Here is a 25,573-nt window from a genome sequence, read left to right on the forward strand (position 1 = left end):
CCATCGCTGTTTCAAGGAACGACCATGTTTGCTGACTGGCCTATCTTGAGTCTGTTGATCTGGCTGCCGATTCTCGGCGGCTTCCTGGTGCTTGCCGCCGGGCGCGACGCGCCCCATGTGGCGCGGCGGCTCGGGCTCGCGGTGGCCGTGGCGACCTTTGTGGCCAGTTTGCCGCTGTGGTTCACGTTCGAGCGTGGCACCGCGGAGATGCAGTTCCAGGAACTGGCCTCGTGGATCCCGGCGTTCAACGTGAACTACCACCTCGGGGTGGACGGCATCTCCATGCCGTTGATTCTGCTGACCACACTGATCACCGTGATCGTGATCGTTGCGGCCTGGGAGTCGGTGAAGGACCGGATCGCCTACTACATGTCGGCCATGCTGGTGATGGAAGGCCTGATGATCGGCATGTTCGCGGCGATGGATGCGGTGTTGTTCTACGTGTTCTTCGAGGCGATGCTGATCCCGATGTTCCTGGTGATCGGGATCTGGGGCGGGCCGCGGCGCGTCTATGCGACCATCAAGTTCTTCCTCTATACCTTCCTGGGCTCGGTGTTCATGCTGGTTGCGCTGATCTGGATGTACATCCAGTCCGGCAGCTTCCTGATCCAGGACTTCCATGCCCTGCAGATCGGCATGACCGCGCAGATACTGATCTTCCTCGCGTTCTTTATGGCGTTCGCGGTGAAGATCCCGATGTTCCCGGTGCATACCTGGCTGCCGGATGCGCATGTGGAAGCGCCCACCGGCGGCTCGGTGATCCTGGCGGCGATCATGCTGAAGATTGGGGGCTACGGCTTCCTGCGCTTCTCGTTGCCGATCACGCCGGATGCCTCGGCGGTGCTGGATACGCTGATGATCGTGCTGTCGCTGATCGCGATCGTCTACATCGGCCTGGTGGCGCTGATTCAGAGCGACATGAAGAAGCTGATCGCCTATTCGTCGATCGCGCACATGGGCTTTGTGACCCTGGGCTTCTTCCTCGCCTTCTACATCTACCGCAACACCGGTGACTGGGAAGGGGCCTCGCTGGGTATTGCCGGCGGCATGGTGCAGATGATCTCGCACGGCTTTATCTCCGCGGCGATGTTCCTCGCGGTGGGCGTTCTGTACGACCGTCTGCACAGCCGACAGATCTCGGACTACGGCGGTGTGGTGAACACCATGCCCTGGTTCGCCGCGTTCTTCGTGCTGTTCGCGATGGCCAATACCGGCCTGCCGGGTACGTCCGGGTTCGTGGGCGAGTTCATGGTCATCCTGGCCGCGTTCAAGGCGGACTTCTGGATTGCCTTCCTCGCTGCGACCACGCTGATCCTGGCCGCCGGCTATACCCTGTGGCTGGTCAAGCGCGTGATCTTTGGCGCGGTGGCCAACGACAACGTGGCCGGTCTCTCCGACATGAACCGCCGCGAGTTCTTCCTGATGGGCGTGCTGGCCTTCTTCACCCTGCTGCTGGGTGTGTGGCCGGCGCCGCTGCTGGATGTGATGAACGCGACCATCGACCACCTCGTGGCGCATATCGCGCACTCGAAGCTCTGAACGGACGCCTGACATGACTTTCGAGATCCCCAACTTCCTCCCCGCCGTGCCCGAGATGTTCGTGCTCGGGATGGCGTGCCTGATCCTGGTGATCGACGCGTTCCTGCCGGATTCGCGGCGCGACATCACCTACGGCCTGGTGCAGGCGACCCTGGTCGCGGCTGCCGGCCTGACCCTGTGGATGATGGGTCCGGAGACGGTGCTGACCTTCTCGGATACCTTCGTGAAGGACCCGATGGCGGACGTCCTGAAAGTCGCGGTCTACGTGACCAGCTTCCTGGTGTTCCTGTATGCGCGTCCGTACCTGATGGAGCGCGGGATCCACAAGGGTGAGTTCTACATCCTGGGCCTGTTCGCGGTGCTCGGGATGATGATCATGATCTCCGGGCACAACCTGCTGACGCTGTACCTGGGGCTGGAGCTACTGTCGCTGTCGTCCTATGCACTGGTCGCGTTCTGGCGCGACAACACCCGCGCGACCGAGGCGGCGATGAAGTACTTCGTGCTGGGCGCGCTGGCCTCCGGTCTGCTGCTCTACGGCATGTCGATGATCTACGGCATGACCGGCTCGCTGGATATCGCGGTCATTGCCGCTGAGCTGACGGCGGCGGACGAGAGCCTGAACATCCCGCTGGTCTTCGGTCTGGTGTTCCTGGTGGTCGCGATCGCGTTCAAGCTGGGGGCGGTGCCGTTCCACATGTGGGTGCCGGATGTCTACGACGGTGCCCCGACCGCGGTGACGCTGTTCATCGCCACGGCGCCGAAGATCGCCGCGTTCGCCTTCCTGATGCGCCTGCTGGTGGAGGGTATGGGCCCGATGCATGCCGACTGGCAGGGCATGTTCGTGATCCTGGCCGTGCTGTCGCTGGCGGTGGGCAACGTGATCGCGATCGCGCAGACCAGCATCAAGCGCATGCTGGCCTACTCGACCATCGCCCATGTCGGCTTCGTGTTCATGGGCATCCTGGCCGGGACTGACAGCGGCTACGCCTCGGCGATGTTCTATGTGATCGTCTATGCGATCACCGCGGCCGGTGGCTTCGGCATGATCGTGTTCCTGTCGCGCAAGGGCTATGAGGCGGACCAGATCGATGACTTCAAGGGCCTGGCCAAGCGCAACCCGTGGTTCGCGTTCATCATGCTGCTGCTGCTGTTTTCGATGGCCGGGGTGCCGCCGACAGTCGGCTTCTACGCCAAGCTGGCGGTGATCCAGGCCGCGGTGGGCGCGGATCTGGTCTGGCTGGCGATTGTCGCCGTGATCTTCTCGATCATTGGGGCCTTCTACTACCTGCGCGTGGTCAAGATGATGTTCTTCGACGACCCCCGCGAAGACGCGCAAGAGCCGGTGCAGCCCTCGGGGGCGCTGGCCACCGCGCTCAGCATTAACGGATTGGCGGTACTGCTTCTTGGAATTTTTCCGGGGCTGCTGTTGTCTGTCACCCACTACGCAATCATGGGCTAAGTCGTGACACAGTGGATTCCATTTGAAGTTCTGGTCTGGGGTTTTGTCGTCGTTGCCTTTATTTCGGCAAACCTGCCCTGGCTGACCGAACGCATCGGCCTGATGGTCCTGCCGGCCAGTGGTGTGAAGGGCCCCTGGACCCGTATCTTCGAATGGGTCGGGCTTTATCTGCTGGTGGGACTGATCGGCAAGGGCCTGGAGTTTCAGGCGACTGGAGGCATCCACACGCAGGGTTGGGAGTTCTACGTGATCACCCTGTCGTTGTTCGCGGTGTTCGCGCTGCCCGGATACATCTGGCGCTACGATCTCCGGCAGCATCTGCGGACTCGCGCGCACCGTTCGCGGTAAGGGGTACGGCCGGGTGCGAGGGGGCTTGGAATCAGGAAAAATCTCGCTCTTTTCCTTGCAGCCCCCAACCCGCTTTGTTATAGTTTCGCGTCTCGGATGCGGGGTGGAGCAGTCTGGCAGCTCGTCGGGCTCATAACCCGAAGGTCGCAGGTTCAAATCCTGCCCCCGCTACCATTTTTCAGAGAGGCCCCATATGGGGCCTTTTTGTTAGGCAGGTCCGTTGTGGCGGTCTTGCCGGGCTGCGCTCCCGCGCGCCAAGCAGTCAGTCTGACTGGCTGCGCTCATCGCTGAGGTGTTCGAGGGGCGTTTATCGCCCTTTTTTTGTTTCCGGGCCCTGGAAAGGGCCGGTTCGTGAATCGTTCCGAGTGGAGTCAGGTGGCGGAAAAGCCCGAACAATTGAAGGCGCTGCTGGCCCCGGTGGTCGAGGGGCAGGGGTTTGTGTTCTGGGGATTGGAGTACCACCCCGGTTCCAAGCCCGTGATGCTGCGCATCTACATCGACAGCCCCGAGGGGGTCACGGTGGATGACTGCGCGCTGGTGAGCGACCAGGCCGGTGCCGTGCTCGAGGTGGAACAGGCGCTGCGCGGCAACTACACCCTGGAGGTCTCCAGTCCGGGTATCGAGCGGCCGCTGTTCACGCCCGACCAGTACCGGGGATATATCGGACACCCGGTGAAGGTGCGGTTGAGTTGGCCGGAGCACGGGCGGCGGAATTACCGCGGCACGCTGATCGGCGTGGACGAGGAAATGATCGAAGTCGAGGTCGACGGCACGGGCTACGAACTGCCGTTGAACGCTATCCACAATGCGCGGGTCCTGGAACAGCTGTAGACCGGCGCGCGGTTTTTGTTGAATCGGCGGGTAACCGCCGAGGTGCGGAGAGACAAGAGATGAACAAGGAGATCCTGCTGGTCGCGGATGCCGTGGCGAACGAGAAGGGTGTCGACAAAGACATTATTTTCGATGCCCTGGAATCGGCATTGGCCATGGCGACCCGCAAGTATCACGGTGGCAAAATGGACGTGCGCGTGAGCATCGACCGTGAGGAAGGTGACTACGACGCGTTCCGTCGCTGGACCGTGGTCGATGACGAGGACCCCGAGTTCGAATCACCGGAGTACCAGATCCTCCTTTCGTATGCGCAGCAGAAGAACCCCGATGCGCAGGTCGGTGACGTGATCGAGGAGCCGGTGGAGGCCGTGGATTTCGGCCGTATCGCCGCGCAGACCGCGAAGCAGGTGATCGTGCAAAAGGTGCGCGAGGCCGAGCGCGCCAAGGTGGTCGAGGAGTACCAGGACCGCGTGGGTACGCTGGTAATGGGTATCGTCAAGCGCACCGACCGCAACGGCACTTACGTCGATCTCGGCAACAACGCCGAGGCCCTGATCCCGCGCGAACACATGATTCCGCGCGAGACCGTGCGCACCAATGACCGCCTGCGCGGCTATCTCAAGGAGATCCGTCCCGACGCGCGCGGGCCGCAGTTGATCCTGAGCCGGAGCGCGCCGGAGTTCCTGATCGAGCTGTTCAAGCTTGAGGTGCCGGAGGTTGGGCAGGAGATCATCGACATCATGGGCGCGGCGCGTGACCCGGGCCAGCGTGCGAAGATCGCCGTGCGCTCCAACGACCCGCGTCTGGATCCGGTCGGCGCCTGCGTCGGCATGCGCGGTTCGCGTGTGCAGTCGGTGTCCAACGAGTTGGCCGGCGAGCGCATCGACATCATCGTCTGGGACGAGAATCCGGCTCAGTTCGTGATCAACGCGATGTCCCCGGCCGAGGTCCTGTCGATCGTGGTGGACGAGGACAAGCAGTCGATGGACATTGCGGTCGAAGAAGACAAACTCTCCCTGGCCATCGGCCGTGGCGGACAGAATATCCGCCTGGCCTCCCAGCTGACTGGCTGGGAGCTGAACGTAATGACCGAGGAGCAGGCGGCCGAGAAGAGCGAGGCCGAGGCCCAGCAGCTAGTGACCTTCTTTATGGAGGCGCTGGATGTGGATGAGGAAGTGGCCGGCATCCTGGTGCAGGAGGGCTTCAGCACGCTGGACGAGGTGGCGTATGTCGACGAGGCCGAACTGCTGGCGATCGAGGAGTTCGACGAGGACATCGTGGGCGAGCTGCGCAGCCGCGCCAGCGACGCCCTGCTGACCCGAGCGATCGCGGGCGGCGAGAACTACCAGCCCGCGCAGGACCTGCTGAACATGGACGGCATGACCCAGGGCGTGGCCAACAAGCTGGCCTCGCATGGTGTCTGCACCATGGAGGACCTCGCGGAGCAGGCAGCCGACGACGTGGTCGAAATGACCGGATTGAGCACGGAAGAGGCGTCCGAGCTGATTATGACGGCGCGCGCCCCGTGGTTTGAAACCGGGGAATAACCCCGGACGAAGAATCGCGAAGCCCGTGTGACAGGCCGTCGGCTGGCCTGAAAAGAATATGGAATGGAGGTAAGGCGCCATGGCGCAAATGACAGTGCAGCAATTCGCGGAATCGGTTGGGAAGCCGGTAGACCGCCTCATGGAGCAGCTCAAGGAGGCGGGCGTCGAGGTGGATGGCCCGGAAGCGGCCATCACCGATGCCGAGAAGCGCAAGCTGCTCGATCACCTCCGGCAGTCGCACGGGGAGAGTGAGGGTGGCCGCGTGACGCTCAAACGGCGCGCCCAGGCCCAGACCCTGAAGGTGAGCTCCGGGCCCGGACGCTCCAAGACGGTCAATGTTGAGGTGCGAAAGAAGCGCACGATCAAGCGCAAGCCAGCCGAGGAGCCCGTCGAGGCCCCGACCGAAGCCCCGGTCGAGGTCGAAGCTGTGCCGACCCCGGAGCCGACCGCCGAACCGACCCCGACTCCGAAGGAAGTCCCGGCTGAGCCGGTGGCCGAGGAGCCCAAGCCGGAGGAAGTCGAGGTCGAGGAGCCCGCCGCCCCTGAAGTCGAGGCTGCTGCGGAAGAACCGGTTGAGGCTGAGGCCAGCGAAGAGGCCGAAGCACCGGAACCCGAGGCTGAGCCCGAACCCGAACCCGAGCCGACCCCGGCTAAGCCGAAGCGCCCGCTGAGCCGGACCGAACAGCTTGCCTTGCAGGTCGAGGCCGAACGCGATGCCCAGCGCAAGGCGCTGGAGGCGCGCAAGCAGGAAGAGGTCGAGCGTGGCGAACGCCAGAAGCGCCGCCAGAAGGAACTGGAGGCTCAGGAGGCCAAGCGCGAGAAAGAAGAACAGGCACGCCTCGAGCGCGAGGCGGCCCAGCGTCAGGCCACCGCCGAGGCCGAAGCCGGCAAGACCGCGGCCGGCGCCGGCAAGGGTCGCAAGACGCGCAAGGACGACCGCAAAGAGCTGCATGTCGCTGGGGATCGTCGTGGTCGGCGCAAGAAGGGCGAGGGCCGCAAGGCGCAGTCCGCCGCCGCGCAGGCCGTTGCGAGCAAGCATGGTTTTGCCAAGCCGACCGCGCCGGTTGTCCGCGAGGTCGAGGTGCCGGAGACGATCACGGTCTCCGAACTGGCCCAGGCGATGGCGATCAAGGCGCCACAGCTGATCAAGGCCCTGATGGGTATGGGCGTGATGGCGACCATCAACCAGTCCATTGACCAGGACACTGCGATGCTGGTGGTCGAGGAGATGGGCCACACGCCGGTCGCGGCGAAGGAGACCTCGGTCGAGGACGAGATCGACACCGGTCTGGAGCAGACGGCGGAGGCCAAGGCGCGCCCGCCGGTCGTCACCGTGATGGGTCACGTCGACCACGGCAAGACGTCTTTGCTGGACTACATCCGGAAGGAGAAGGTCGCCTCGGGCGAGGCTGGGGGTATTACCCAGCACATCGGTGCCTACCACGTGGACAATGGCCACGACGGCGTGACCTTCCTGGATACCCCGGGGCATGCCGCGTTTACCGCGATGCGTGCCCGTGGCGCGCAATCCACCGACATCGTGATCCTGGTAGTGGCAGCGGATGACGGCGTAATGCCGCAGACGCTCGAGGCGATCCAGCACGCGAAGGCGGCGGGCGTCCCGATCGTGGTCGCGGTGAACAAGATCGACAAGCCGGAGGCCGAACCCGAGCGCGTGATGAACGATCTCGCCCAGCACGAAGTGATCCCCGAGGCCTGGGGTGGCGATACGCAGTTCATCAACGTCTCGGCGCATACCGGCGAGGGCATCGACCAGCTGCTGGAGGCCCTGGGCCTGCAGGCCGAGGTGATGGAACTGAAGGCCCCGGCCGAGGGCCCTGCGCGGGGCGTGGTGATCGAGTCGCGCCTGGACAAGGGGCGTGGCCCGGTGGCGACCATCCTGGTCCAGTCCGGCAAGCTGAAGCATGGCGATATCCTGCTCTCGGGCAAGGAATACGGTCGCGTGCGGGCAATGTTCGACGACACCGGAAAGTCGGTGAAGGAGATCGGTCCGTCCATGCCGGTCGAGGTCCTGGGTCTGTCCGGTGTGCCGGAGGCCGGGGACGAGGTTCTGGTGGTTGCGGACGACAAGACCGCCCGCGAGGTCGCCGAGCACCGCGACGCCAAACAGCGCGAACGCAAGCTGGCCGCGCAGCAGGCAGCCAAGCTGGAGAACATCTTCAACCAGATGCAGGAAGGCGAGATCGCGACCGTGAACATCCTGATCAAGGCGGATGTTCAGGGCTCGGCCGAGGCCCTGCGAGAGTCGCTGATCAAGCTGTCCACCGACGAGGTGCGCGTGAAGGTGGTCTCCGCCGGTGTCGGCGGGATCTCCGAGTCCGACCTCAACCTGGCGATGGCCTCCGAGGCGATCGTGATCGCGTTCAACGTGCGTGCCGATGCGGGCGCCAAGCGCCTGGCCGCCGAGAACGAGATCGACGTGCGTTATTACTCGGTGATCTACGAGGCGATCGACGACGTGAAGCAGGCGCTGTCGGGTCTGCTGTCGGCCGAGATCCGCGAAGAGGTCGTGGGCCTCGCCGAGGTGCGCGATGTGTTCAAGGCCTCCGGCTTTGGCCAGGTCGCCGGCTGTCTCGTGGTCGAGGGTGCGGTCAAGCGGGGCAACCCGATCCGCGTGCTGCGCGACAACGTGGTGATCTACGAAGGCGAACTCGAGAGCCTGCGTCGCTTCAAGGATGACGTGAACGAGGTCAAGGCCGGTACCGAGTGCGGTATCGCGGTGAAGAACTACAACGACGTGAAGGCCGGTGACCAGATCGAGGTCTTCCAGCGCGTCGAGGTGGCTCGGAGCCTCTGATGCCCGGGAATCGCGACTTCCATCGTTCCGATCGGGTCGGTGACCAGATCCAGCGCGAGCTGGCGGAACTGATCCGTCTGGAGGTCAAGGACCCGCGCGTGGGGATGATTACGCTGGCGGATGTCGAGGTCTCGCGGGATCTCGCCCATGCCAAGGTGTTCTTTACCCAGCTGGGTGGCGAGGAGAAAGGCCGCGAGGCACAGCAGGGACTGAATCACGCGGCAGGATTCCTGCGCCGTGCGCTCGGTCAGCGGATGCGGCTGCGTAGCGTGCCCCAGTTGCGGTTTGTCTACGACGACACGCCGGAGCGCGGGGCTCGTATGTCTTCTCTGATCGATCAGGCCCTGGCCGAGGATCGCGCGCATCATGCCGATTCGGATGGGGGCGACAGCGGTGACAATGGTGGGTCCGAGGACCCGAAGGACCCGGGCCGCGAGGCCTGATCCCGGCCGGTTTCCTTGATGGCGCGCGCACGTCGCGAGGTCGACGGTATTCTGCTGCTGGACAAGCCCCGCGGGCCGAGTTCTACCCAGATCCTGGGGCGCGTGAAGTACCTGTTGCAGGCCAAGAAGGCCGGTCATACCGGGGCGTTGGACCCGCGTGCGACCGGCCTTTTGCCGTTGTGTTTCGGTCAGGCGACCAAGGTCTCGGGCTGGCTGCTGGACGCCGACAAGCACTACATCGCGGAGGCGCAGCTGGGGGTCGAGACCGATAGTGCGGATCTCGATGGCGCGGTCATCCGCGAGGCGCCGGTGCCGGCCATCGAGCCGGAGCAGCTGCGGGCGCTGGAGCGGCGGTTCAGCGGGGCGCAGGAGCAGGTGCCGCCGATGGTCTCGGCCCTCAAGCACGATGGCAAGCGGCTCTATGAGCTGGCGCGCCGGGGCGTGGAGGTCGAGCGCCCGCCGCGGCCCGTGAAGATCCATGCCCTGTCGATCGAAGCCATCGCGCCCGAGCGGCTGCGCATCGATGTGCGCTGCAGCAAGGGCACCTATGTACGCTCCCTGGTGGCCGACATCGGGCATGCGCTGGGTTGCGGGGCGGCGGTCGACAGCCTGCGGCGCATCGGGCACGGCCCATTCGAGGCCGCCGCGATGGTAACGATGGAGCAGGTGGAGGCCGCATTCGAAGCGGGTGGTGCGGCCGCGATCGAGGCTATGCTGCAGGCCCCGGAAACGGCGCTAGGGCACTGGCCCTCGGTTTCCCTCAATGCACAGGCCAGCGCGGCCATGCGCCATGGCCACGCAGCGGGTGCCGAGGCGATCGAGTCCCAGACCCCGGGTGCAGAAGGCGCGCCGGCCGAGGCCGAAACTGGCTGGCCGCTGGTGCGGGTGTATGACGCCGAGGGCGGCTTTCTGGCGGTGGGGTCGCGCGAACCGGACGGCCGGGTGCGGCCCCGCCGCCTGTTTGTCGCGGCGTCCTGACGACGCCGCGGTTCTTTCTATTCAAGGCCGGTACGTCGTGCTAACATTGCGCGCCTATCGCCAGCGCCACTGGTCGATTAACGGTCAAGTAATCTCAGGAGTCAGGTTTTCATGTCGCTCACTACCGAAGAAAAATCGGCCATCGTCGAGAAGCACAAGCGCGATGCCAACGACACCGGTTCGCCGGAAGTCCAGGTCGCGCTGCTCACGGCCCGCATCCAGCATCTGATGGGGCATTTTGAAAAGCACAAGCAGGACCACCACTCGCGTCGCGGGCTGCTGAAGATGGTCAGCCAGCGGCGCAAGCTGCTGACCTATCTCAAGCGTAATGACCAGGACCGCTATCAGGCCCTGGTTCAGGAGCTTGGCCTGCGCCGCTAAGGCAGGCACAACGGGCCCGCGCCACTGGTGCGGGCCCGTTCAGTTTCAGGGGCGGCCGCGCAGGGGCGCTGGTCGGCCCATCGCAAGCAAGACCGATGCACGCATTACGGGAAACGGGATATAACGTGGCACACAAGAAGTCGTTCCAGTACGGAAACCATACCGTCACCTTCGAGACCGGTGACATCGCCCGCCAGGCCAGTGGCGCCGTCCTCGTCAACATGGCCGAGACCGTGGTCCTGGTGACCGCCGTCGCGCGCAAGGAGGCCGAGCCAGGTCGCGACTTCTTCCCGCTGACCGTGAATTATCAGGAACGGACCTACGCCGCCGGCAAGATCCCGGGTGGTTTCTTCAAGCGCGAAGGGCGTCCGAACGAAAAGGAAACGCTGACCTCGCGCCTGATTGATCGTCCGATCCGCCCGTTGTTCCCCGAGGGTTTCAAGAACGAGACCCAGATCGTGGCCACGGTCATGTCGATCAACCCCGAAGTCGATCCCGATATCCCCGCCCTGCTGGGCGCCTCCGCCGCGCTGGCGCTGTCCGGTGTCCCGTTCGCGGGACCGATCGGGGCCGCGCGCGTCGGCTATCGTGCCGGTGAGTACCTGCTGAACCCGACCTACAGCGCCCTGGAAGACTCCGATCTCGACCTGGTCGTGGCGGGCACGGAGCATGCCGTGTTGATGGTCGAATCGGAGGCCAGCGAGCTCTCCGAGGAGGCGATGCTGGGCGCGGTGATGTTCGGCCACGAGCAGATGCAGGCCGCGATCCAGGCGATCAAGGAACTGGCGGCCGAGGCCGGGAAGCCGGCCTGGGACTGGCAGGCACCGCCGTCCGAGGCGTCGCTGGAAGACCGCGTCAAGGAGGCCGTGGGCAACGACCTCGTCGAGGCCTATCAGATCGCCGAGAAGCAGGCGCGTACCCAGCGCATTAGCGAGCTGCGCAGCCAGGCCGTCGACGCGATCGCCAGTGAAGACGAGTCCGGGCCGAGCGCGGAAGACGTGAAGACGGCATTCCACGATCTCGAGTACCGCCTGGTGCGCGACCGCATTCTGGATGGCAATCCGCGTATCGACGGACGCGACAACAAGACCGTACGCCCGATCGGCGTCCAGACCAGCGTGCTTCCGCGTACGCACGGCTCGGCGGTGTTTACCCGCGGCGAGACTCAGGCGCTGGTCGTGGCCACGCTGGGCACGGATCGCGACGCCCAGGTGATCGATGCGATCGAGGGCGAGCGCCGTGACCGCTTCATGCTGCACTACAACTTCCCGCCCTATTGCACCGGCGAGACCGGTTTCGTTGGCTCGCCCAAGCGCCGCGAGATCGGGCATGGGCGCCTGGCCAAGCGTGGGGTGGCGGCCGTAATGCCGAAGGTCGAAGAGTTCCCCTATGTGGTGCGCGTGGTCTCCGAGATCACCGAGTCCAATGGGTCCAGCTCCATGGCGTCCGTTTGTGGTACCTCGCTGGCACTGATGGATGCGGGCGTGCCGCTGAAGGCCCCGGTCGCGGGGATCGCGATGGGCCTGATCAAGGAAGGCGAGCGCTTCGCCGTGCTGTCGGACATCTTGGGCGACGAGGATCACCTCGGCGACATGGACTTCAAGGTGGCCGGTACCACCAATGGTGTGACCGCGCTGCAGATGGACATCAAGATCGACGGGATTACCCGCGAGATCATGGAGCAGGCGCTGGCGCAGGCGCGCGAGGGCCGGATGCATATCCTCGGCTGCATGAACGAGGTGCTGCCGAGCCACCGCGAGGAGATGTCTTCGCACGCGCCGCGCTTCATCACCATGAAGATCAACCCGGACAAGATCCGCGACGTGATCGGCAAGGGCGGGGCGACGATTCGTGCCCTGACCGAGGAGACCGGTGCGACGATCGACATCCAGGACGATGGCACGGTCAAGGTCGCCTCCACTGACCAGGCCGCCGGCCTCGAGGCCAAGCGCCGTATCGAGGAGCTGACCGCCGACATCGAGGTCGGCCGTCAGTACACCGGCAAGGTCGCGAAGATCATGGACTTCGGGGCGTTTGTCTCCATCCTGCCGGGCCGTGATGGCCTGGTGCACATCTCGCAGATCTCCGACGAGCGGGTGGAGAACGTGGCGGACTTCCTGTCCGAGGGCGACTCGGTCACCGTGAAGGTGCTGGAAGTAGACAAGCAGGGGCGCATCCGCCTGAGCATGAAAGCGGTCGAGTCCGAGGCCTGATCTGGGCTCCGTCACGCAACGGGCACCCTTGGGTGCCCGGCCATCGGTATTCGGGACGTAACGGCATGGATCTGGTCAGTATCCGCAAGAGCTACAAGCGCTACGCCCGCCACTACGACGCCACCTTCGGGCGGGTGTTCGCAACCGGTCGCGAACGCGCCCAGGAGACCCTGGCGCCGCTGTCCGGCAAGCGCATACTCGAGGTGGGTGTGGGTACCGGACTCTCGCTGCCGGACTATCCGGACGACTGCGAGATCGTCGGGATCGACGTCTCGCGCGAGATGCTGAATGTCGCACGGGGCCGCCTGAATGGTGGGCTCCCCGCGGTCTCCGGCCTGTGCGAGATGGACGCCGAGCAGCTTGCGTTCGCCGACAGCAGCTTTGATGCGGTGGTCGCGATGTATGTCGCCACCGTGGTGCCCAACCCGGATCGGCTGTTTGCCGAGATGTGGCGCGTTTGCCGTCCGGGCGGGCAGATCCTGGTGATCAACCACTTCGCATCTAGGCAGTGGCTGCTGCGCGGGTTCGAGCGCTGTCTGCGCCCGTTGTCGCGCGCGGTCGGCTTCCGACCGGACATGGAGTTCGAGGACTTCGTGAACGTGACCGGTCAGGAACCGGCGATGGTGGCCCCCGCCAGCCTGTTCGGATATTGGAAGCAGGTGGAGTTCCGCAAGCCCGCGCACGCCTGATGCTGGCGGCGGGCTCGGCCTGCGTGCATGCGGGCGCGAGTTTGCCTACACTACGCGCCGCACGCTGTTCCTGCCTGGAGCCCGCCGTCTGGCGGGTTCTCGCGTTTGCGCCGCAGGATAGCCCCCGTTTATTCAACCTTAGTCAGGAGAGCCAACATGGCCGCAGAACGTACCCTGTCCATTATCAAGCCGGATGCCGTTTCCAAGAATGTGATCGGCGAAATCTACAGCCGTTTCGAAAAAGCCGGCCTGCAAGTCGTAGCCGCGCGCATGATGCAGCTGAGCCGCGAGCAGGCCGAGGGCTTCTACGATGTGCACAAGGAGCGCCCGTTTTTCAACGATCTGGTGGAGTTCATGATCTCCGGTCCGGTGATGGTGCAGGTCCTCGAGGGCGAGGGCGCGATCGCAAAAAACCGTGAAATCATGGGTGCGACCAACCCGAAGGACGCGGCCCCGGGCACGATCCGTGCGGACTTCGCGACCTCCATCGACGAGAACGCCGTCCACGGCTCGGACGCCGCGGAAACCGCCGCGCGCGAGATCGAGTTCTTCTTCGGCAACGACGGCGTCTGTCCGCGCACCCGCTAAGCGCCGGTCGGGAAAGGGCGCGGTCCCCGTCGCGGCGGCGCCTTTTCTCCCTGCTACGGGGGCCCTCGCGGGTCCCGCCGGGCCCCGTAGGCAGGCATCCCCCTTGCGCAGTACACTAGGGGGTGTTTTTAACTGGTCGCGAGCATGGCAGCGGAAACCTCTACACCTCTGAATCTGCTGGGTTACAGCCGCAGTCAGCTCACCGAGCTGCTGGCGCAGTGGGGTGAGCCGCGTTTTCGTGCCACTCAGCTCGTCAAGTGGATGCATCAGCGCGGGGTCACCGACTTTGACGCGATGACGGATGTTTCGCGCAATCTGCGCGAGCGCTTGGCGCGCGAAACCGAGATCGCCCTGCCCGAGATCGCGCTGGAGAAGGCCTCCGGTGACGGCACCGTGAAATGGGTGCTGCGTCTGGCGGATGGCAACGCGATCGAGACCGTCTTCATTCCCGAATCCGGACGCGGCACTCTGTGCATCTCTTCGCAGGTCGGCTGCGCGCTGGACTGTACCTTCTGTTCGACCGCTCAGCAGGGCTTCAACCGCAACCTGACGGCCGCCGAGATCATCGGCCAGGTCTGGCTGGCGATGCAGCGCCTGCCGGCACCGGAGGGCCGCCAACGCGCGGTGAGCAATGTGGTGTTGATGGGCATGGGCGAGCCACTGGCCAACTACGATGCCGTTGTGGCGGCCTGTCAGTTGATGACCGACGACAACGCCTATGGCCTCAGCCGTCGGCGGGTGACGCTGTCGACCTCCGGGCTGGTGCCGGCGCTGGACCGCCTCAGCGAGGACACCGATGTCGCCCTGGCGGTCAGCCTGCATGCCCCGAACGACGAGCTGCGCGACCGCCTGGTCCCGATCAATCGCAAGTACCCGATCGCGCGCCTGATGGAGAGCTGCCGGCGCTATGTCGAGGCGACGGGCGCGCACAGTGGCGTGACCTTCGAATACGTGCTGCTGGCCGGCGTGAATGACCGCCCCGAACATGCCAATCAGCTGGCCGGCGTGCTGCGGGGCATCCCGGGCAAGATCAATCTGATCCCGTTCAATCCGTTTCCCGGTGCGCCTTTCGACCGTCCTGCGGAAGCGGATATCGAGCGTTTCGAGCGTCAGCTGCAGAAGGCGGGTTATGTCACCACGGTGCGACGCACGCGTGGCGATGACATCGATGCTGCCTGCGGACAGCTGGTGGGGCAGGTGGAAGACCGTACCAACCGGGGGATGCGCATGATTCGTCTGCACGCCGAACTGCCTGAGCGCCCGCGGAGGGCCTCTTGATGGGGCTTCGCTGGGGGCGCCCGGCCGTCGTGGTACTGCTGGGGCTGGCCCTCGGAGGATGCGCGGCGATGGCCGAGCGCGAGGTAACCGGAGAACGCGCAGAGGCCGCGGAGGTCAACGCCGAGCTGGGTATCGGGTATCTGCGCGAGGGGGAGGTCGACCAGGCCGAGCGCAATCTGAAGCGGGCGCTGGAGTTCGATCCGAACCATCCGCTCGCCAATCTGGGCATGGCCAATGTCTACGAACGCCGGGGTGCGCATGAGCGCGCGGAAGAGCACTACCGTCGGGCACTGCGTCGAGACGATGGCAACCCCTACGTGCAGACCAGCCTTGGGGCCCTGTTGTGCCGGCGCGAGGCCTTTGACGAGGCGCAGGAGCTGTTTGCCAAGGCGATCGACAATCCGGATTACGACCAGCGCGAGATTGCGCTGATGAACTCCGGGGTGTGCTTCGCCGATGCCGGGCAGACGGAACGCGCCGAGGAGAAGCTGCGCGAGGCGCTGCGGATCAACCCGCAGTACCCGCGTGCCCTCCTGGAGATGGCAAGCCTGACCTACGAAGACGACCGCCCGATGCAGACAAGGGCATTCCTGCAACGCCTGGAAGGGCTGGGTGTGGAAAGTTCCGAGACGCTGTTCCTCTGCTATCGGGCGGAACTGGCGCTCGGTAACCGGCGTGCGGCGAACGACTGCGCGGAACGCCTGCGGCGTCAGTACCCGGACAGCATGGAGCTGGTCCGCCTGGAAGACATGGAGCGCAATGGTGGCTGAGCCGCGTGATGACAAGGAGCCGGGTCTGGGCCGGGTCGAGGAAGTCGACGATTCCGTTTCCGAGATGGAACCGTTACGAACCACGGACGATGACCCCCATGCGGCCCCGGAGTTTCCCGCTGCAAGTGGGCTGACGACTCGGGATCAGCCCCCGCCTCCCGACCCCGAGGGTGGGGAGGGCGAGCCCGGCAATAGCCTGCGCCGCGCGCGCGAGGCCGCCGGTCTGGATACCGCCACGCTGGCACACCGGATCCACCTCGGTCGCGGGACGCTGGAAGACCTGGAGGCGAACCGGTTTGACCACATGGCCCCGGCCTATGTACGGGGCTATCTGCGGGCCTGTGCGCGCGAGTTGGGGGTGAACGCCGATCCCTGGCTGCGCGCCTTCGAGGGCCATGGCCTGACCGAGCCGGAGCTGCGGGCGGTGGCTACGGCCTCGGCCCGGAGCAAGAGGCGGCGGCGTTCCAGTGCGCCGTACTGGCTGACCTTTCTGCTCCTGCTGGCGCTACTGGGTCTGGGGGTTTACGCGTGGTCCGAGCGCGGCGGCGGTACGCCGTCATTCCCGTCTCTGGGATGGCTGGAAGACGATCGCAGTGTCCCGTCCGAGGATGCCGCCGCCCGCGCGCCGGATGATGAATTGAGTGCGCCGCCGTCGTTGATCGAGGAAGCGGAACCCGAGCCCGAGGCGCCGAGGGCTGCGGAGACGGATCCCGAGGTCAGTGAGGCTGGTGCAGAACAGGACCCGGAACCCGCGATGGACACGCTGGCCGAGCCGGTGCCCGCAGAGGACACGGCGACCGACGAGACCTCCACTGAAGAGGCGGCCGAATCCTCGACGTCCGGCCCGGTGTCGGAAATGACGTTACTGACCGGTGGTGCCGCCGTGGCCCAGGGCCAGGACGAGGATGCGGCCGCACCGAATGGTGGAGAGGCCGATCGCGACGGCCTGTACCGACTGGTGCTGGAGGTCAGCGAGACTTCCTGGCTTGAGATTCGCAATGCGGACGACGAGGTCGTGTTTACCGGTGTGCTGAGCAGCGGCGACCGTGAGGAACTGGAACTCACGCTTCCCGGGCGTGTGGTCCTGGGGAATGCCCGGGGCGTCGAACTGACCCTGGATGGCGAGCCCTTTGACTTCGAGCCCCATGTCCGGGGAGACCGCACCGCACGCTTCGACCTCGAACCCTGATCTTTCGACGCCGGCTACGCGCCCTGGGCAGGCCGGTCCCGAGTCCACAAAGGCAACATGAAAGCGATCAAATCCATTCGCGGGATGCACGACATCCTGCCCGAGTCGATCCACGTCTGGCAGCAACTGGAAGACGGCCTGCGTGGCCTTCTGGATGGCTATGGCTATCAGGAGATCCGGATGCCGGTGGTCGAGGCGACGGAGCTCTTCAAGCGCTCGATCGGTGATGTCACGGACATCGTCGAAAAGGAGATGTATACCTTCGAGGACCGCAATGGCGACAGCCTGAGCCTGCGGCCCGAGGGCACCGCTTCCTGCGTGCGCGCCGGGATCCAGCACGGCCTGCTGCACAACCAGGTTCAGCGCCTTTGGTATTTGGGCCCGATGTTCCGGCACGAGCGCCCGCAAAAGGGTCGCTACCGGCAGTTTCACCAGGTGGGTGTCGAGGTGTTCGGGCTGCAGGGCCCGGATGTGGACGCCGAGATGATTGCCATGACCGCCCGGCTCTGGAAGCTGCTGGGCCTAGAAAATGTGCGCCTCGAGCTGAACACGTTGGGGACGCCGGCAAGCCGCGCCCAGTACCGGGACCAGCTGATCGCCTACTTTGAGCAGCATCGGGATTCGCTGGACGAGGAGGCGCTGCGGCGGCTGCACGACAACCCCATGCGCATCCTCGACAGCAAGCACCCGGAGACGCGCGCCGTGGTGGCGAACGCGCCGAGCCTGATGGATCACCTGGATCCCGAGTCGCGCACGCATTTCGACAGCCTGTGCGCGCACCTGGATGCATTGGGTATCGAGTACGTCCATAACCCGCGGCTGGTGCGCGGTCTGGACTACTATACGCACACCGTGTTCGAGTGGATTACCGACGACCTCGGGGCGCAAGGCACGGTCTGCGCCGGCGGGCGCTATGACGGCCTGGTGGAACAGCTGGGGGGGCGTGGCACCCCGGCCATTGGCATGGCCATGGGGCTGGAGCGCCTGGTCGCGCTGCTGGAGGCCCGGGAAGATGCACCGCAGCCGCCGGGGCCGGATGCCTACCTGGTCGTGGGCGGTGACGAGCTGGTGGGGCCCGCGCTGGAGCTGGCCGAGCGGCTGCGCAGCGAACTGCCCGGGCTGCGGCTGGTCCAGCACTGCGGGGGCGGCAGCTTCAAGTCGCAGATGAAACGGGCGGATCGGCTGGGCGCCCATTTTGCCCTGGTGCTCGGAACTGACGAACACGCCGCGGGCACCGTGACGGTGAAGCCGTTAAGATCGCCCGGAGCCGAACAAACTGCCGTACCGCGCGAGGAACTCGCGCGCCATCTGGAACAGGCCCTGCACGCGTCCGCCGCCTGACGAACGTCAAGGCGCGTACCGCAACCGAAGGATCAAGAGGACGATGAGCTACCTCACCGACGAAGAAAAAGCCGAACGCATCAAACAATGGTGGTCGGATAATGCCATCGCCATCATTGCCGGTCTGGTGCTGGGCATTGGCGGCCTGATCGGCTGGAACTGGTGGAGTGGCCACCAGGACGAGCGCGCGGCCGGCGCCTCCGACATGTATATCGCTATGCAGGGCGCGGCGCAGACCGGCAACAACGCCCGTGCGATGGAGCTGGCCGACCAGCTGATCGAGCAGGGCCGGGGTACGCCGTATCGCTCGCTGGCCTGGATCTTCCGCGCAGACCTGGCGGTCTCCGAGGGCGACCACGAGGCGGCCATAGAGGCCTTGCGCTCGGCGCGTGATGCTGCGCCGGATCGGGGTTACCGCGAACTGCTCACCCTGCGCATGGCGCGGCAGATGATTCTGGCGGAGCAGTATGACGATGCCGAATCGGCCCTTGGCGACGTGCGCCGCGATGCGTTTCGCGGCCTGCGCCTGGAACTGGAAGGCGACCTCGCGCGGGCGCGCGGGGATCGCGACCTGGCCCGCGAGCGCTATCGCGAAGCGCTTGACCATGGCCATACACCCGAATACCTGAGCCTGAAGTACGAAGAGCTCTCGGCCTAAAGGAACTGACCTCCCATGTCCGTGTCTGCCCCGACGAAGACCGCCGTGCGCCTGCTGATTGCCGGTGCGCTCATGCTGTCGCTGAGTGCCTGTGGCCTGTGGCAACGCGATACCACGGAGCCCCCGGCCGATCTGCCCGAATTCGAGGCGGAGGCGCAGCCGGAGCAGCTGTGGTCGCGCTCGGTCGGGAGCGGCGGTGAGCGCTTCCTCTGGCAGGTCTATCCGGGGGTGGTCGACGACATGCTGGTGATGGTCGATGCCGATGGCCGCGTCTCCGGGCTGAATCCGGAAACCGGGAGCCAGCGCTGGCGCGTACGCCTGGACGACGCCCGGGTGTCGGCGGGTGTTGGTGTGGGCGACGAGATCGCGGTGGTCGGCACTCTGGATGGCGAGGCTATCGCGGTGGATCTGCAGGGTGATGGCGAGCGTTGGCGCTCGCGTCTGTCCAGCGAGGTCGTGGCGATTTCGGACGTCGCCTCGGGTGTTGTGATTGCGCGCACCAACGATGGTCGCGTGCATGCCCTGGATGCGGCCTCCGGCGCCACGCAGTGGACCGCGCTGCGGACCACGCCCTCGCTGAGCCTGCGCGGTGCGCATCGGCCCCAGATGACGGCCGGGCGCGTACTTACCGGCTTCGATAACGGGCGTGTGGTAATGCTCGGGCGGGAGCGCGGCAACGTACTGTGGGAGACGACGCTCGGCATCCCGACCGGCCGCTCGGAGGTGGAGCGCATGGTCGATGTCGACGGTTACATGCCGATCTATCAGGGTGCGGCGATCGCATCCGGCTATCAGGGGCGTCTGGCCGCCATCGACCTGAATTCCGGCGAAATCTTCTGGGCCCGCGACTTCTCGTCCTATCAGGGTGGGGATGTGACGAACGAGGCGAACGTCCTCGCGGTCACCGATGCCGAGAGCCACCTGTGGGGGCTTGATCCGCGCAATGGCGCCGATCTCTGGCAGAGCGAGCAGCTGCGCCTGCGCGGCGTCACGGCCCCGGTCGTGGTGGGTGATTACGCCATCGTCGGCGACTACGAAGGCTACCTGCACTGGTTCCACCTCGAGGACGGCCGCATCGTGGCCCGTCTGCGGGCGAGCTCCGGCGCGGTCGTGACCCGCCCTGTGCTGGTGGACGACATCCTCTACGTGGTGACCGACAACGGTCGGCTCACCGCGGTCAATCCGCGTCTGGACTCCGGGGAATGAGCGTCGCTGGCACGTACCCCCGGATCCAGCTGTTGCGGTAGCGTTGCCTGATGATCCCTGTCATTGCCCTGGTCGGCCGACCCAATGTCGGCAAGTCGACCCTGTTCAATCAGCTCACGCGCTCGCGTGATGCGCTGGTGGCCGATGTCGCCGGCCTGACCCGCGATCGCCAGTACGGCATCGGCAAGGTGGGCGACTTCCCCTACCTGGTGGTGGATACCGGTGGTCTGTCGGGCGAGGGTGCCGAGATGGACCGGGCGATGGCCGAGCAGACCCAGCGGGCCGTCGCGGAGGCGGACCATGTCCTGTTCCTGGTGGATGCGCGCGATGGCCTGACGCCGCAGGACCAGGCGATCGCCGACCAGTTGCGTTCGGCCGGGGTCAAGGCCCGGGTCGTGGTGAACAAGACCGACGGCCTGGATGCCGACGCCGTGAGCGCCGAGTTCTATACCCTGGGCATGGGCGAGATCACGTCGATTGCCGCAGCCCATGGTCGTGGCATCAAGGGCCTGATGCAGAAGGTCCGGCGGGCCGTGGCCGCCGAGCGGCGCGAGGCCGAAGCAGCCGAGGGTGCAGCGGAGGAGGCCGCGGAGGACGGACTGGACGAGGCCTCGCAGCAGGCCGCGTTGGACGACTGGCCGGGCATCCGCGTGGCCATTGTCGGGCGCCCGAATGTCGGCAAATCCACGCTGGTCAATCGCATCCTCGGCGACGAGCGCGTGGTGGCCACGGATGTCGCCGGTACCACTCGTGATTCCATCTTTGTCCCGTTCTCGCGCGATGGGCAGGATTACACCCTGATCGATACGGCGGGGGTGCGGCGCCGGGCGCGTGTACACGAGGTCATCGAGAAGTTCAGCGTGATCAAGACGCTGCAGGCGATCGAGGCCGCGCATGTCGTGATCCTGGTGATGGATGCCCAGGCCGGGCTTTCGGAGCAGGATGCTCACCTGCTGGGCCTGGTGATCGACTCCGGACGCGCGCTGGTACTCGCGGTGAACAAGTGGGACGGCATGGCGCCGGAGGAACGCGAGCGCGTGCGCGACGACCTGGATCGGCGCCTCGGCTTCGTCAATTTTGCCCGGCTGCGGCTGATCTCCGCCCTGCATGGCACCAATGTGGGGCACCTGCTCGAAGATGTGCAGGAGGCCCATACCAGTGCGTTCGCCAAGGTCTCGACCCCCGAGCTGACCCGCTTGCTGGAGAGTGCCGTCGCCGAGCATGCTCCACCGCTGGTCAGCGGTCGCCGCATCAAGCTGCGCTACGCCCATCAGGGCGGGCAGAATCCCCCGGTCATCGTGATCCATGGCAACCAGACCGATGCCCTGCCGGGCAGCTACAAGCGCTTCCTGGAGAACTTCTTCCGCAAGCATCTGGGGCTGGTGGGTACACCGCTGCGCATGGAGTTTCGCTCGGGCCGCAACCCGTATGCCGGTCGCCGCAATACCCTCACGCCGCGCCAGCAGCGCAAACGAAAGCGCATGATGCGCCATGTCCGCCGCTGATCAGAGCCGGGCATCACTGGAGGGGCCGAGTGCCCCTGCGCTGTCCGCGTTCGGCCGAGCGGTCGAGCCCTTCCGGGTGATGGATATCCTGGCGCGCGCCCAGGCGGCCGAGCGTGCCGGGCGCGATATCATCCACCTGGAGGTGGGTGAACCGGACTTTCCCACGCCCCCCGCGGTGCTGCGCGCCGGGGAGCTTGCGCTGGCGGCCGGGGATACCCGCTATACCCCGGCGCATGGTACCCGCGAGCTGCGCGAGGCCATCGCGGCCGACTACCGCCGTCGCCATCAGGCCGAGATCGACCCCGAGCGCGTCGTGATCACGGCGGGGGCCTCTGCCGCGATCCTGCTGGCGCTGGCCGCCGGAGTGAACCCCGGTGAGGAAGTGCTGCTCCCCGACCCGGGCTATGCCTGTAACCGTCAGTTTGTCGCGGCGCGCGGGGCGGTCCCGGTCGGGCTGCCGGTGGCCGCCAAGCACGCCTTCCAGCCGACTGCCGAGGCAGTAGCGCAGGCCTGGGGCGAGCGAACCCGGGCCATCCTGCTCGGTTCACCCGCGAATCCCACCGGTACCCGGTTGTCCGCCGATCGTCTGGCCGCCATCGTGGACGTCGTGCGCGCGCGGGGCGGTCTGGTAATCGTGGACGAGATCTATGGCCAGATCCTGTTCGACGAGCCGCAGCGCAGTGCCGCGGCCTTCCACCCCGATGTCATCGTGATCAACAGCTTTTCCAAGTACTTCGCGATGACCGGCTGGCGGCTGGGGTGGATGGTGGTCCCACAGATGTGGATCGACCCGGTTCGCAGGATCGCCCAGAACCTGTTCGTGGCCCCGGCCAGCATGGCGCAGACGGCCGCGGTCGAGGCCTTCGCCCCCGAGACCGAGGAGATCCTGCAACGCCAGGTGCGCGAACTGCAGACGCGGCGTGAGGTGCTGCTGGAGGCCCTGCCGGCGCTGGGCCTCGAGGTTCAGGCCCGCCCCGATGGGGCGTTCTACATCTACGCCGACTGCACGGCACACGGGGACGACTCCGAGGCGCTTTGCGCGCGCATCCTCGACGAGGCAGGCGTGGCCCTCACGCCCGGCACGGACTTCAGTCCCAGCGCTGGCCAGCGCTACCTGCGCATCGCCTACACCCAGCGCGAGTCACGCCTGCGCGAAGCACTGGACCGCCTCGCGTCGCTCCTCGCCTGACACTCACCTGTTTGAGGCTGGGCCTGGTTCGGCACCCGGTGTTTACGGTGGCTTCGTCTTGCCGCCTGCCAAGCGCTGTTTCGCCAGCGCACCCCGAGTTACTTCTTTGCTCGTGCAAAGAAGTACCCAAGAAACACGCCCGGGATTCGCCCGGGAACCTTGCTCCGGACGCGCCAGGCCGGCGGCGCTGAAACTCGCTATGCCTTTGGCTCCGCTCAGACAGTCAGCGCCTTCTCCCGGCCTGTCACGCCCTCCACAAGGGGCTCATATCGGGAGGGAAGGTCAAAACAGGCGGTGTTCCCGCACCTGTCCTAAGCCCCGAGCTGTAGGGTGCGTTGAGCGCAGCGAAACGCACCGTTCCGACGCCGGAGAAACCCTGATGCGATTCGCTGCGCTCATCACATCCTACGATGGGGCCTGGCGCCCGCTCGCGGGCGCGGCACGCCAGGGCCGAAGGCCGCGCGTGCCCAGGATGTCGGAACACCTTGCCTCCAACCATTGGCACGAACGTCAGGACAGCCGTTGTTTTGACCTTATCCCCCCGTATGAAGCCCCTTGCGGAAGGGTGCTCGGGCCGGAAGAGAGGCGCTGACTGTCTGAGCGGAGCGTAGCGCAGCGAGTTTCAGCGCCGCCGGCCCGAGGGCCCTGGAGCAAGGTTCCCGGGCGGAATCCGGGTGCCCTTCTTTGGGTACTTTCTTGGGCAAGCAAGAAAGTACCTCGCGGCGCGCTCGCGAGTGAGCGCTTGGCAGGTGGCGGACCGAAGGCACGTAAACACCGGATAACGAACCAGGCCCAGCCTCAGGGCGCGGGGCAACAAGCTTCGCCGTCTGATCAGGAATATAGCGTTAAGACTTGGTGGAGGCGGTGGCGGGGTCGGCCTCGTAGGAGGCCCCCACCGGCGGCGTCAGGAGCAGCGCATAGCGGCGCAAGACCCAGATGCCCCGCTCGAACAGGCTAGTCGCGCCGAACACCGCTTCGCGTACGCTGCCGTCGAGATCACTGGAGGCGAGTAGGCGGCGACGGATGGAATCCATCAGCTCTGAGCGATCATGGGTCAGGGACTGCAGCAGGGCGATGTCGTCGGCATCCCCGCTGCGCGCCGCGTCGGTCAGCGTCAGCAGCATCATGTGCAGGGTCTCGACCAGGTTGTGGGTCAGGGCGCGGGCTTCGGCGGAGGCGTCGGCATTGAGCGAGCGCTCGATCTCCGTGGCGAGGTCGTTCAGCGTATCTTCCAGCTGCAGCAGCAGCTGATTGCGGTTCTTCAGCACGATCGCATGATCGAGGGTGGCCCCGCTCAGGGCACCGGAAAGGATCTCGTCGAGAAATTGCTCGATTGCCTCGGTGACCTGCAGGTTGCCGCGGTGCAGGGCCAGGCGCTCGTGGTGGGCACCGTCGCTGTCATCGCGCACGCTTTCGAGGTAGTCGGGCAGTCGCTTGAGCAGGCGCAACTGTTCCTTTTCCACCAGCACCAGCGCGGACCCGGCGTCGTTCTGTGCCCCGGCGTAGATGAAATGCGGCTTGCCCAGGGCCTCTTCCTCGGTTGGCGGTGCGGTGCGCTCCAGGAAGCGCGCGACGGGGCCGTGCACCGGGTGCATCGCCAGGTCGCAGACGACCTGGTAGAGGATGTAGGCCAGCGCGATCTGCAGGCTGATGCCGATCGCGAGCGCTTCCAGGCCCGAGGCGATCAGCGGGACGCCGCCGTAGAACTCGATCCAGAACAGCGGCAGCAGGAGGATCAGACCCAGTCCCTTCAGGATGAACTGATAAAGCGCCAGCTGGCGGCCCAGTCCCTTGTGCGAGGCGGCGAGGATCAGGGTCGACACACCGGTGCCGAAGCTCGCCCCGTAGACGACCATCAGGCCGTATTCGAGATCGATCACGCCGCTGGCGGCCAGGGCCATCGTCACGATGGTGATACTGGAGGCCGAATGCGCGATCACCGCAAACACCAGGCCGGTGGCGAATGCGATCAGCAAGGACTGCGCCGACAGCGACATCAGGCCGGTCATCCAGGTCAGCTCGCTGAGCGGTTTGGCGCCTTCCTTGATGAACATCAGCCCGAGGAACAGCAGGCCAATGCCGAGCATGGCTCGGATCAGGTGGCGCAGGCGTGCGGACTGGTCGCGGTCGAAGTAGAACAGCAGCCCCGTAACGCCGACCAGGATGAAGACCATCAGGGTCAGGTCGAGCGCGGCGATCAGGACCAGCAGCGAGGTGCCCAGGTTGGCGTAGTTGATCACCGGCTGGGCACGGCGGGCGTCGAGTACGCCGGCGGTGACCAGCGAGATCAGCACAAAGATGACCGCGTGGATGCTTTGTGTAATCGCCCCGCCGACTAGGCCGAGGAACGCGGCCGCCCGGTTGGAGCCCGTGGCGCGCCCGACCAGTGCCCGCAGGCGCTGGTCCGCGAGCTGGCGCAGGTGCTCGCTGATCAGGCGAATGCCGACGAAGAACAGGCCGAGCCCGGCAAACAGCGTCGCCGCGATCTCGAAGGTGATCATCCACTCGCCATTCATCCGCGCATTCTAACGGGGCTTCCCCCCGGGTGCGCCCGTGGACGTGAAGTCGCCGTTACAGTGTGAGGTTAGCGCATCGCCGCA

The 25,573-nt window shown here is 65.8% G+C and carries 21 protein-coding genes and 1 tRNA gene; 21 read left to right on the plus strand and 1 reads right to left on the minus strand.

Annotation, left to right across the window (positions count from 1 at the left end; genetic code table 11):
• Window positions 1–24 precede the first annotated feature (24 nt).
• The 21 genes from F467_RS0105935 to F467_RS0106035 all read left to right on the plus strand — a co-directional run bounded on the left by F467_RS0105935 (window position 25) and on the right by F467_RS0106035 (window position 22,973).
• Complete coding sequence (locus tag F467_RS0105935; RefSeq protein ID WP_018138268.1) at window positions 25–1,539, plus strand: NADH-quinone oxidoreductase subunit M; 1,515 nt, start codon at window positions 25–27, stop codon at window positions 1,537–1,539.
• A gap of 13 nt (window positions 1,540–1,552) precedes the next feature.
• Window positions 1,553–3,001 carry an NADH-quinone oxidoreductase subunit NuoN gene (gene nuoN, locus F467_RS0105940; RefSeq protein ID WP_018138267.1) on the plus strand — a complete coding sequence of 483 codons (1,449 nt, stop codon included), beginning with the start codon at window positions 1,553–1,555 and terminating at the stop codon, window positions 2,999–3,001.
• Between the two features lie 3 nt (window positions 3,002–3,004).
• Window positions 3,005–3,349 (plus strand): DUF2818 family protein, encoded by a 345-nt coding sequence (locus F467_RS0105945; RefSeq protein WP_018138266.1) that lies wholly within the window; start codon window positions 3,005–3,007, stop codon window positions 3,347–3,349.
• Window positions 3,350–3,446: 97 nt separating this feature from the next.
• Window positions 3,447–3,523 (plus strand) — tRNA-Met (locus tag F467_RS0105950).
• 201 nt (window positions 3,524–3,724) lie between these two features.
• A complete protein-coding gene (gene rimP, locus F467_RS0105955) occupies window positions 3,725–4,180 on the plus strand; it encodes a ribosome maturation factor RimP (protein ID WP_026182197.1) in 456 nt (151 codons plus the stop codon).
• A 59-nt stretch (window positions 4,181–4,239) separates the two neighbouring features.
• Window positions 4,240–5,727, plus strand: coding sequence for a transcription termination factor NusA (gene nusA / locus F467_RS0105960; RefSeq protein WP_018138264.1), 1,488 nt, complete (start codon window positions 4,240–4,242; stop codon window positions 5,725–5,727).
• A gap of 79 nt (window positions 5,728–5,806) precedes the next feature.
• Entirely contained in the window at window positions 5,807–8,545 is a 2,739-nt protein-coding gene (gene infB / locus F467_RS0105965) for a translation initiation factor IF-2 (RefSeq protein WP_018138263.1), read from the plus strand.
• On the plus strand, window positions 8,545–8,988 hold the full coding sequence (rbfA, locus tag F467_RS0105970; RefSeq protein WP_018138262.1) for a 30S ribosome-binding factor RbfA: 444 nt from the start codon (window positions 8,545–8,547) through the stop codon (window positions 8,986–8,988). The genes infB and rbfA overlap by 1 nt, the downstream gene beginning before the upstream one ends.
• A gap of 18 nt (window positions 8,989–9,006) precedes the next feature.
• A complete protein-coding gene (gene truB, locus F467_RS0105975; protein WP_018138261.1) occupies window positions 9,007–9,966 on the plus strand; it encodes a tRNA pseudouridine(55) synthase TruB in 960 nt (319 codons plus the stop codon).
• 111 nt (window positions 9,967–10,077) lie between these two features.
• Window positions 10,078–10,347, plus strand: coding sequence for a 30S ribosomal protein S15 (rpsO, locus tag F467_RS0105980; RefSeq protein WP_012982141.1), 270 nt, complete (start codon window positions 10,078–10,080; stop codon window positions 10,345–10,347).
• A gap of 125 nt (window positions 10,348–10,472) precedes the next feature.
• The gene (gene pnp, locus F467_RS0105985; RefSeq protein WP_018138260.1) at window positions 10,473–12,560 is read left to right on the plus strand and encodes a polyribonucleotide nucleotidyltransferase; all 2,088 of its coding nucleotides are present in this window, start codon (window positions 10,473–10,475) and stop codon (window positions 12,558–12,560) included.
• A gap of 65 nt (window positions 12,561–12,625) precedes the next feature.
• Window positions 12,626–13,249 (plus strand): class I SAM-dependent methyltransferase, encoded by a 624-nt coding sequence (locus F467_RS0105990; RefSeq protein ID WP_018138259.1) that lies wholly within the window; start codon window positions 12,626–12,628, stop codon window positions 13,247–13,249.
• Window positions 13,250–13,405: 156 nt separating this feature from the next.
• Window positions 13,406–13,837, plus strand: coding sequence for a nucleoside-diphosphate kinase (ndk, locus tag F467_RS0105995; RefSeq protein ID WP_018138258.1), 432 nt, complete (start codon window positions 13,406–13,408; stop codon window positions 13,835–13,837).
• A 144-nt stretch (window positions 13,838–13,981) separates the two neighbouring features.
• A complete protein-coding gene (locus tag F467_RS0106000) occupies window positions 13,982–15,115 on the plus strand; it encodes a bifunctional tRNA (adenosine(37)-C2)-methyltransferase TrmG/ribosomal RNA large subunit methyltransferase RlmN (protein WP_018138257.1) in 1,134 nt (377 codons plus the stop codon).
• Window positions 15,115–15,885, plus strand: a complete 771-nt coding sequence (gene pilW / locus F467_RS0106005) for a type IV pilus biogenesis/stability protein PilW (protein ID WP_018138256.1) — start codon at window positions 15,115–15,117, stop codon at window positions 15,883–15,885. Before F467_RS0106000 ends, pilW begins: the two co-directional genes overlap by 1 nt.
• Complete coding sequence (locus F467_RS0106010; protein WP_018138255.1) at window positions 15,875–17,074, plus strand: RodZ domain-containing protein; 1,200 nt, start codon at window positions 15,875–15,877, stop codon at window positions 17,072–17,074. Before pilW ends, F467_RS0106010 begins: the two co-directional genes overlap by 11 nt.
• A 57-nt stretch (window positions 17,075–17,131) precedes the next feature.
• Window positions 17,132–18,415, plus strand: a complete 1,284-nt coding sequence (hisS, locus tag F467_RS0106015; protein ID WP_018138254.1) for a histidine--tRNA ligase — start codon at window positions 17,132–17,134, stop codon at window positions 18,413–18,415.
• Between the two features lie 43 nt (window positions 18,416–18,458).
• A complete protein-coding gene (locus F467_RS0106020; protein ID WP_018138253.1) occupies window positions 18,459–19,073 on the plus strand; it encodes a tetratricopeptide repeat protein in 615 nt (204 codons plus the stop codon).
• A 15-nt stretch (window positions 19,074–19,088) separates the two neighbouring features.
• Window positions 19,089–20,279, plus strand: coding sequence for an outer membrane protein assembly factor BamB (bamB, locus tag F467_RS0106025; protein ID WP_018138252.1), 1,191 nt, complete (start codon window positions 19,089–19,091; stop codon window positions 20,277–20,279).
• A 50-nt stretch (window positions 20,280–20,329) separates the two neighbouring features.
• A complete protein-coding gene (der, locus tag F467_RS0106030) occupies window positions 20,330–21,784 on the plus strand; it encodes a ribosome biogenesis GTPase Der (RefSeq protein ID WP_012982151.1) in 1,455 nt (484 codons plus the stop codon).
• A complete protein-coding gene (locus tag F467_RS0106035) occupies window positions 21,771–22,973 on the plus strand; it encodes an aminotransferase class I/II-fold pyridoxal phosphate-dependent enzyme (RefSeq protein ID WP_018138251.1) in 1,203 nt (400 codons plus the stop codon). The genes der and F467_RS0106035 overlap by 14 nt, the downstream gene beginning before the upstream one ends.
• Window positions 22,974–23,818: 845 nt before the next feature.
• On the opposite strand, the gene F467_RS0106040 is transcribed toward F467_RS0106035, so the two are convergent.
• A complete protein-coding gene (locus tag F467_RS0106040; RefSeq protein WP_018138671.1) occupies window positions 23,819–25,489 on the minus strand; it encodes a Na/Pi symporter in 1,671 nt (556 codons plus the stop codon).
• Window positions 25,490–25,573 lie beyond the last annotated feature (84 nt).

It is taken from the genome of Thioalkalivibrio sp. ALJ12 (genome assembly GCF_000378305.1).
Classification (GTDB): Bacteria; Pseudomonadota; Gammaproteobacteria; order Ectothiorhodospirales; family Ectothiorhodospiraceae; genus Thioalkalivibrio.